Annotated in this window: 7 protein-coding genes; 5 read left to right on the top strand and 2 right to left on the bottom strand. The window is 65.7% G+C overall.

Going from position 1 to position 8,133, the window contains the following annotated elements; all coding sequences use genetic code 11:
* From GEV06_12320 to GEV06_12310, 3 genes are all read left to right on the top strand, one after another.
* The coding region (locus tag GEV06_12320; GenBank protein MPZ18682.1) for a molybdopterin-dependent oxidoreductase at window positions 1-860 on the top strand (860 nt) is incomplete at its 5' end.
* A 147-nt stretch (window positions 861-1,007) separates the two neighbouring features.
* A complete protein-coding gene (locus tag GEV06_12315) occupies window positions 1,008-1,745 on the top strand; it encodes a cytochrome c biogenesis protein CcdA (GenBank protein ID MPZ18681.1) in 738 nt (245 codons plus the stop codon).
* A complete protein-coding gene (locus GEV06_12310) occupies window positions 1,712-2,944 on the top strand; it encodes a hypothetical protein (GenBank protein ID MPZ18680.1) in 1,233 nt (410 codons plus the stop codon). Before GEV06_12315 ends, GEV06_12310 begins: the two co-directional genes overlap by 34 nt.
* Here the strand turns inward: GEV06_12310 and GEV06_12305 are convergent.
* Window positions 2,941-4,047, bottom strand: coding sequence for a hypothetical protein (locus GEV06_12305; GenBank protein MPZ18679.1), 1,107 nt, complete (start codon window positions 4,045-4,047; stop codon window positions 2,941-2,943). The two genes, GEV06_12310 and GEV06_12305, sit on opposite strands and share 4 nt — an antisense overlap.
* A gap of 98 nt (window positions 4,048-4,145) precedes the next feature.
* Here GEV06_12305 and GEV06_12300 point away from each other — a divergent pair, with 98 nt between their 5' ends.
* Complete coding sequence (locus GEV06_12300; protein ID MPZ18678.1) at window positions 4,146-5,501, top strand: hypothetical protein; 1,356 nt, start codon at window positions 4,146-4,148, stop codon at window positions 5,499-5,501.
* Between the two features lie 70 nt (window positions 5,502-5,571).
* Here GEV06_12300 and GEV06_12295 read toward each other — a convergent pair whose 3' ends face one another.
* Window positions 5,572-6,591 (bottom strand): PDZ domain-containing protein, encoded by a 1,020-nt coding sequence (locus GEV06_12295; protein ID MPZ18677.1) that lies wholly within the window; start codon window positions 6,589-6,591, stop codon window positions 5,572-5,574.
* Window positions 6,592-6,702: 111 nt separating this feature from the next.
* On the opposite strand from GEV06_12295, the gene GEV06_12290 reads away from it, so the two are divergent.
* The gene (locus GEV06_12290) at window positions 6,703-8,133 is read left to right on the top strand and encodes a hypothetical protein (GenBank protein ID MPZ18676.1); all 1,431 of its coding nucleotides are present in this window, start codon (window positions 6,703-6,705) and stop codon (window positions 8,131-8,133) included.

Here is an 8,133-nt window from a genome sequence, read left to right as displayed (position 1 = left end):
CGCAGACCGCCACGACATGGGATGGCGCGCTGGACACGCTCAAGCGCCTGGTTGAGACCGCCGGAACGGAGCGCCTCCGGTTCCTGGTTTCCGCGCATGCGTCGCACGAAGAGATGTTCGCGCTGGCGCGGCTGGGCCAACGGCTCCTTGGCGACCGAGCGCAGCAGGCGTTCGCCGTCAGCTGGACGACCAGCACCAAGCCGCAGCCGGAGGGTACGAAGTTCCCTGTGCCAGCAGTTGACGCACCAAACGTCGCGGGAGCGAGGATGTTGGGCCTGACCAGCGTTCCAGCTGGACAGACGGAGCCGGACCTGTCGGCGCTACGCACGGCTGTCGAGGCGGGCGAGGTGGGCCTCCTCTACGTGCTCGATCCGGGCCCATCTGGCTCGCTCGGCGACCTGGAATGGATCATCGAGGCGAGGCGGTCGGGGCAGATCGCCTCGCTCGTGGTGGAGAGCGTTCTCGAGAGCCCGCTGTCGCAGGCGGCTGATGTCGTCCTGCCTGGCGCCTGCTTCGTCGAGAAAGAGGCCTGCTACACGAACAACCAGGGGCAGCTCCAAGCGTCGGCGCGTGCGATCCCTCCGCCCGGCGAGGCGCTCGACGATTGCAGCATCATCGTCCGGATCGCGGCGGCGCTCGATGTGCCCCTGGATTACCGGTCGGCGGTCGACGTCCGCGCGGACATTGCCGCGACACTGCCGGAGGAGCCAGGCCTCCAGGGCATCGGCGACATCGCCTTCGCCAAGCCAGTCGCAACCCACCACTGGCTCCAGGCGTCGAACCCCATGGAGCGCTGGAAGTGGGACGTCATGTTCCAGGACCTGCCGCCCGTGAAGTTCGAAGAGATGCTCAAGAAATAGGTAGGGCCGCCTCGCCGAGGCGGCCGTTATCTCGCCGAGGCATCCGGACGGCGCGTTCGGCGAACGCGCCCTACCACGTGGTAGCACGCGGCGTCCGTTTGTGTGCCTCAAGAGCTCTTGGCCCTTGAGGGCCGAGAACCAAGGACCATGGAAAATCTCTCGCTGCTCGTCGCGTTCGCTGGCGGCGTGCTGTCCTTCGTCTCGCCCTGTGTGCTGCCGCTCGTGCCCGGCTACCTGTCCTTCATCTCGGGCGTCACGGTCGAGGAGCTCCGGGGACGAACGGGGGCGCCAGAGCTTCCCGCCGAGGCGCGCAAGCAGGTTCTTCTCGCCGCGCTGCTCTTCATCCTCGGGTTCTCGGTCGTGTTCGTGGCTCTCGGTGCAACGGCCAGCGCCCTTGGCCAGTTCGTCAGCGCGCGCCTGTCCTTGCTCGAGAAGATCGCCGGTGTCGTCCTGATTCTCTTCGGCCTCCACACGATGGGCGTCTTACGCATTCGATGGCTCTATGCCGAGAAGCGACTGCAGACCGAGGGGCGGCCCACGACCCTCCTCGGTGCGTTCGTCGTGGGCCTGGCGTTTGCGTTCGGCTGGACGCCCTGCATCGGCCCCATTCTCGCCACCATCTTGACGCTGGCTGCAACCACCGACACGGTGGGACGCGGTATCGTACTGCTCATCGTCTATTCTCTTGGCCTAGGCGTGCCGTTCCTGCTGACGGCGCTCGCCGTCAACCGCTTCTTCGCTGCCTTTGCACGAGTGCGGCGGCATTTTCACGCCCTGGAAATCGTTGCCGGCCTGCTCATGATTGCCGTGGGCGCGATGGTCTTCACCGGACGGTTTACAATGCTCGCCCAATGGCTCACGCCCTACCTGCCGGCAACCTTCTAAACTCCACCACCGCGACCACCACGACCAACAACGGCATCGACAACGAGCCTTCCTGCGCGTGGCCTAAAGGCCCCGCGCTACGCTTACGAGATACTGCGCCACACCCACCACGGCGCGCGACATCCGTGACGCATACCTTTGCTTCTGCAGCTTGCGGTCTGGTCCTTCTCGCCGCACCCGCCCTCGCTCAGCCGAGCTCGACCAACGATGACCAGATTCGGCTGGGCCGGTTTCGTCTGTCGGGCTATGGACAGTTCGACGCGCAGATGCTCGAAGATGCCGAGACGCAGGAGGCGCCCGACCAGTTCTCGATCCGCCGGGCGCGCCTCATCTTCGCGGGAGATCTCATCCAGCGCGTCGGCATCGTACTGCAGGCGGACCTCGCGGACCAGCGCGCGATGCGCGACGCCTACGTGACCTTCAAGCACGTTCCACACGCACAGGTTCGGATCGGGCAGTTCGTTGCCCCGTTCAGCATCGAGCGGTTGACTTCCACGTCGAGGCTCGAAGCCATCGATCGCACGGACATCGGCCGGCGGCTCTCGCCGAGCCGCGATTTCGGCGTCATGGTCACCAATGGCGAGCCGTTTTGGGGCTGGCTCACCTACGGGGCGGCGATTGTCAACGGCACCGGCCAGAACGCGAGCGACAACAACGACGCCAAAGACCTCGTCGGACGGCTATCGGCGACGATCCCTGCGTGGCCAGGCTTGAGCGTTGGCGTCAACGGGACGACCGGTGATCAGACCGAGGGGCGCCGGACGCGCATAGGAGGCGATATCGCATACGACCAGCCCCTGTACCGCTTGGTGGCGGAGGTGGTGCGTGAAGAGCACGACGAGGGACTCAGCACCGACGAGATGGGCAACATCGCTCGAGTCGACCCGTTCACCCGCCGCGGTCTCTATCTGCTCGCTGTCTGGAAGACCCTCGGCGGCGTAGTCGAGATCGATGCAGAAGGAAACGCGAGCCTTCCCGACCGCCGTCTGGAGCTGGTCACGCGCTACGTCGACCTCAGTGATCCGACCGGCGAGCTGAGCACTCGCGAGATTCAGGGTGGTGCGAACTACTATCTCTCACCCACCGTCCGGGTGATGCTGCAGGCGTCGTTTCAAACCAAGGACTCGCTCGTGGTCGACGGAGCAACCGTTGAGATCCCCGGAAACCGCCTGATTCTGCGCGCGCAAATCATGTTCTAGCGGACCGCCTCGCTGAAGAAAAAGCAGCGCACGACGAGCGCCTGCTCGTGGACGCGCACGGTCAGCGAATCCCCAGCCTGGAACGGCTCCCCGTCGACATGGGCGAGCATCGGCTGATCGGAGGTGAGCGTCACATCGCGCACGGCGCGCGTTGTATAGCCGCGCATCCGCTCGATCGTGCCGTCGAACAAATGACGGCTTTCAATCAGCGCGCGGGCAACCGAGCGCGGCTCGATGATCACGACATTCAACCGCCCATCGTCGAAACGGGCGTCGGGCGCGATGCGAGCGCCGCTCCCGTATTGCGCTCCGTTGGCAACGGCGACCAGCAACGCTGGCGCTTGATGGAAGAAGACCGTTGGCGGCGACGCCGATGATGGGTCGCCACAACAGCTCACCTGGTATCTCGCGGGGCGGTACCGCATGGCCTCGAGCAAGCTGGTCCAGATGTAGGCTGGGAGCCCGCGTCGCGCACCGCGATTGAAGGCTGCCGCGACCTTCGCGTCGAAGCCCACGCCCGCCACGTTGAAGAAGAGCCGCCCGTCGAGCTCGCCTGCATCAATCCATTGATCGCGCCCGTTCACGGCTACGGCGAAGGCGGCATCGCAATCGAGCGGAATACCCAGACCGCGTGCCAGGCCGTTGCCAGACCCACCGGGCACGATGGCGACCGGCGTTGGTGAGAACGCCAGCGCCGACGCGACCTCGTTGATCGTGCCATCACCACCCCACACGAGCACGAGCTCCGCGCGCGACCGACGAGCAGACAGCGCCAGCTCGCGCGCATGCCCCGGCCGTTCCGTGACCGCCACGTCTGCGTCCAAGCCCATACGAGCACAAAGCGCGCGCGCGGTAGCGTGACGTCCCGACCCAGAGCGCGTTCTGAACGTCCCAGCTGCTGGATTCACGATGACGAGCGTGCGCAAATCATGGCTCCGTGACCCTCGCCCTTCGGCTCCTGAGCTTTTCTCGTCCTTCGGCTCCGCTCGGGGCGAGCTCGTGTTTGTCGAAGGGGCGAAGGGTCGAGGTCGACCACGTGGGCATCGACCAGGGTGTATATTACCGAGCGGGCTCGTCTCACGAACCAGCCAGTGCTGGTCCAAGGATTCGAGACACCAGCTCGCGTGCGCATGTCGATGGTTCGCGTGGACACCAGCTCGCTGGTGTCCATTTGTTGGCTGGGCCGCGCGAGGACCCGCTCATGACCCGCCGCCCCGAACGTTTCGTCCTATTCGTCCTGCTCGTCGCCGGCTCGGTCGCGGCCGCCTACTTCCTCGTCACCATGGAGCTCACCCTACGCTCGCGACAGGCGGCAACCGTCCAGATCCGGGGGCTGACCGAGCAGGTGCGCCTACTCCTGGTTCAAGTGCGCGCCGGTCAGGAAGCCTACATTGCCCAGGGACAAGACGCCGAGGACTGGATGGGGCGCGTGAGTGATGACCTCGAGGCACTCGATGCCGCGCTGGACGATTTGACGAAGCGCGCGCCAGCCGACAGCACTGCGGCTGTGGATCTGGACGCGGCACGCACCGCCGTCGATGCGTTCATCGTAATCGACAAACGCGTACGGGAATACGTCGAGGGCGAGAACCCGCTGCCCGCCTCCGACCTCATCTTCGAGGACGGGATTCGGACGGCAGACGCCATCGACGCTCATGTAACCGCTGCCCGCGACGCAATGCAGGCATCCCGCCGCGAGGCCGACAGCAAGCGGCGGCAGACGATGGGGGCCATTCTCGGCGCTTGGCTGTTTGGCCTCTTGACCATCGCATTCGTGCTGTTGCGCACTGCGGACGAGCGATCACCCGAGATGGATCGAGGAGAGACCGTGGGTGGGGCGACGGTCGAGGACCAGGCAGCGGCCGACGACTGGCTCCACCCGCCACCAGGCGCTCCACCGGTCGCCCTTCGCGCTGAGCCGAATCCGAGAGGGGTACTTCGAGATCACCAAGGCTCTCCTGAGCCCGGTTCCGCGACGACGAGCGCGAGCGGGACACTGAACGAGACGCCCGTGCAACAGGTCCTGCCGGGCGTCGATCTGGAGATCGCCGCGGCCGTCTGCACGGATCTCGCGCAGGTCCGGGACGCCGAGGAGCTCGCCGAGGTTGCTGGTCGCGCTGCTCGGCTCATCGATGCGTTCGGGTTGATCGTCTGGAGGGGTGACGGCGAGGCGGCTGAGCTCCGTCCGCTCGTGATTCACGGTTATGCGGAGGACGTGGCGGCAGAGATTCCGACGATTCCGTTCGGCGCCGACAACGTCACGGCAGCCGCCTGGCGTGCTGGCGCGGCGCGCACGGTGCGCGCGACGTCGACAGAGCCAGGGGGCCTGGCGGTTCCACTGCTGGTTGCCAGCGGCTGCGTCGGTGTGCTGACGGCAGAGATCGGGCATGGCCGTGAGCAGGACCCTGCGACGCTGGCCGTGGCCCGGATTGTCGCCGCACAGATTGCCACACTGCTACCCACGCCGGCATCTGCGTCAGGCTCGGAGTCGGTGCCCCCGAGCACCGAGACGATGCCGGAGACCACCGAAGAAGGAGAGGACCTGTTTCAGACGTAAGAAACGGGGACAGCCCCGGACAGCCCCCGTTTTCCGGTATTCGGAAAACGAGGGCTGTCCCCGTTTCTCTCTACACGCGCTGGTGGTGCGTACGCCAGGCCGGCTCCGGGAAGGCGACTTTGACGGAGCGGCTCTGACCATCGCGCGTGACGCCGAGCGTTGCTTCCCGCTTGTCGCGATCCTGGACCGCGCGCCGAATGGCGGCCACATCCTCGACCGGCTTCCCATCGACGGCCGTGACCACGTCGCCTGCCTTCAAGCCCGCCTTGGCGGCTGGCGAATCGGCTTCGACCGAGAAGATCAGAACGCCGCCCGCGACGTGGAAGTACTCTGCAAGCTGGGGTGTCAGCGGTTGCACCGACACGCCCAGTCTCGCGCCTGACCAGGGGAAATCGGGCGCGATGAATTTGAAGGCATCCGGCCAGGTGCCGTATACGCGAACCGTTGCCTCGATCTCCCGCCGCAGCCGCTCGGCGTCAATCCGCACCTTATCTGCAAGGTCACGGAACTTGCCTCGACTCAGGCTCCAGGACCGACCGTCGCGGGCCGGCGCGACCTGCAGGCGTTGCCGCTGTCCATCTCGCACGACCTCGACCACGACCTCGCGCTCCGCCGGCGTCTCCTGCACGAGTCGCGAGAGCTGGCGCACGCTGCGGACACGCTCCCCGTCGAAGGCGACAATCACGTCCCCCTCCACAAGACCGCCCTTGGCGGCGGGGCTGTCCTCGTCGACCGCCGTCACCAGGGCGCCAACCGTCCCTGCAAGTTTTTCGTTCGCAACGTCTTCCGCCGTAACGTCGCGAATCGCGACACCCAACCGCGATCCCCCGAATTCCGCGTGGACGCCAAAGGCGGCCACCTCATCATGCGCGTCGGCACGTCGCGTCTCGCTCCGCTCCTCGGTCTGCGTTTCCTTCGCCGCCGCTTGACCGGCTCGATCGGGCTGTTCTACCTTCTCCCCGACCGTGGCTGGCGGCCGGCTCTTCTCAGCAGGCTGCTGTCCCTGGCCGACGGGGACCACGATCGCCAGCGCCAATCCGGCGCCCGCAAGGGTTGGAGTGGCCACGGCACGCAAGCTCTTCTGTTTCATGGTTGTTCCCCCACCTTTCTGGAGAGTTCGGCCACAATGATCCTGAGTTCGTCAGGGCGCTGGTCTGGCGCCCTTGGTACTAGAGACGGGTGATCTCAGGGATGGGTTGGCGTGGCTGATAAAGGTAGTAACGGGATGTCGCATGGCGTGATGTGGAACAGGGTGCGGCAGGGCGCGCTCGCCGTGTTCTTGGTCGTGGGCGCGCTCAAGATCGTCGCGCTCGCAATCGATCCGACCATTCGTCTGTTCATGGGCGATTCGGCGAGCTACTTGAATGCGGCCGTTGACAACTGGCTGCCCTCTGATCGCTCTTTCGTGTATCCCGTGCTCATCAGGGGTCTCGTACGGCCCTTCGGGTCGCTTTGGGCGTTGCTGTATTGGCAGACGCTGGCTGGTATCGGTGTCGCGGTCTTGCTGTGGGTGACGTTGGTCGACAGGCTTGCGGTGCGGCGTGACTTCGCCTTGGCGGCAGCCTGTGTGTTGGCGATCGACCCTGGACAGCTGTTCTATGAGCGCATGGTGATGGCCGAAGCCGTTGGCCTGCTGGCCTTCGCCGGCTTCTTTGCCGTGTGCGGCATCTACTTGGCCACTGGCCGCGCTGGCTCGCTGTGGCTCGTGGCCTTTCTGGGCCTGACAGCGGTGAGTCTGCGCCTGAACTACGTGCCGGTGGTCACCGTGATCTCACTGGCTCTTCCCGTGTTGCGGGCGTTCGATCCTGCCGTGCCACGCGATTGGCGCCGCCTCCTTGCGCACACGGCGGTCGCAGCGTGTGCCTTTCTTGCCCTGCACGGCACGTACCAGCATCTGGTCAGCTACTTCTTCAACGTGCCACCGGGCTACATCGGGCGGGTGGGCTTCATGCGCGTCGGCCTGGTTGCGCCGCTCATCAAGCCGGAGCATTTCGTCCGCGTGGGCCTGCCGGCCGACTTCGCCGAGCACTTGTCTCACGACCTCGCCAACCCGGACACGCGTCCCTCGCAGTTTTGGGCGATGGGCGGCCTGGTCGACGCGATCGCGCAACGCGGCCTCGAAGTGGACCGGGTCGGCCGGGAGCTGACGGCGATGGCGGTCGCCGACGATCCGCTTGGCATGGTCCGACTCGGGCTCCATACCGTGGGCAACTACTTCAGGCCCCGGGCTGCCAGGCTGCGGCTCGACACAGATCTCGCCCGCGTGCCGGATTATCCGGAGAGGGTGGTCCAGAACGTGCGGAAGCGGTGGAGCTACGACCTCGACGGCTTGCCACAGCGAGTCACGCCCATGAGCCGCTACTTCGAGATCGGCTCGTGGGGATTGGTCGCCTGCCTGTTCCTGTTGGCTCCGCTGGCCGCGCTGAACGTTGCTCTTCATTGGCGGGATCCGAGACGAGCCCAGATCCTCTTGTGCGCACTGATCGGCATCGGCTTGGTGATGACCCACATTCTCTTTTCGAGCATCGCCTCCTATCGTTATTTGCATGCGCTCCCATTCTTCACGCTTCTCAATTTGCTGCCGCTCATCTCTGGAAGGAGGGGTCAGGGATCTCTGATCCCTGACCCCTGA

This window comes from Luteitalea sp. (genome assembly GCA_009377605.1).
GTDB lineage: Bacteria > Acidobacteriota > Vicinamibacteria > Vicinamibacterales > Vicinamibacteraceae > WHTT01.
Note: the sequence above shows the minus strand (reverse complement) of the source record. Positions and strands in the feature narration are given on the sequence as shown.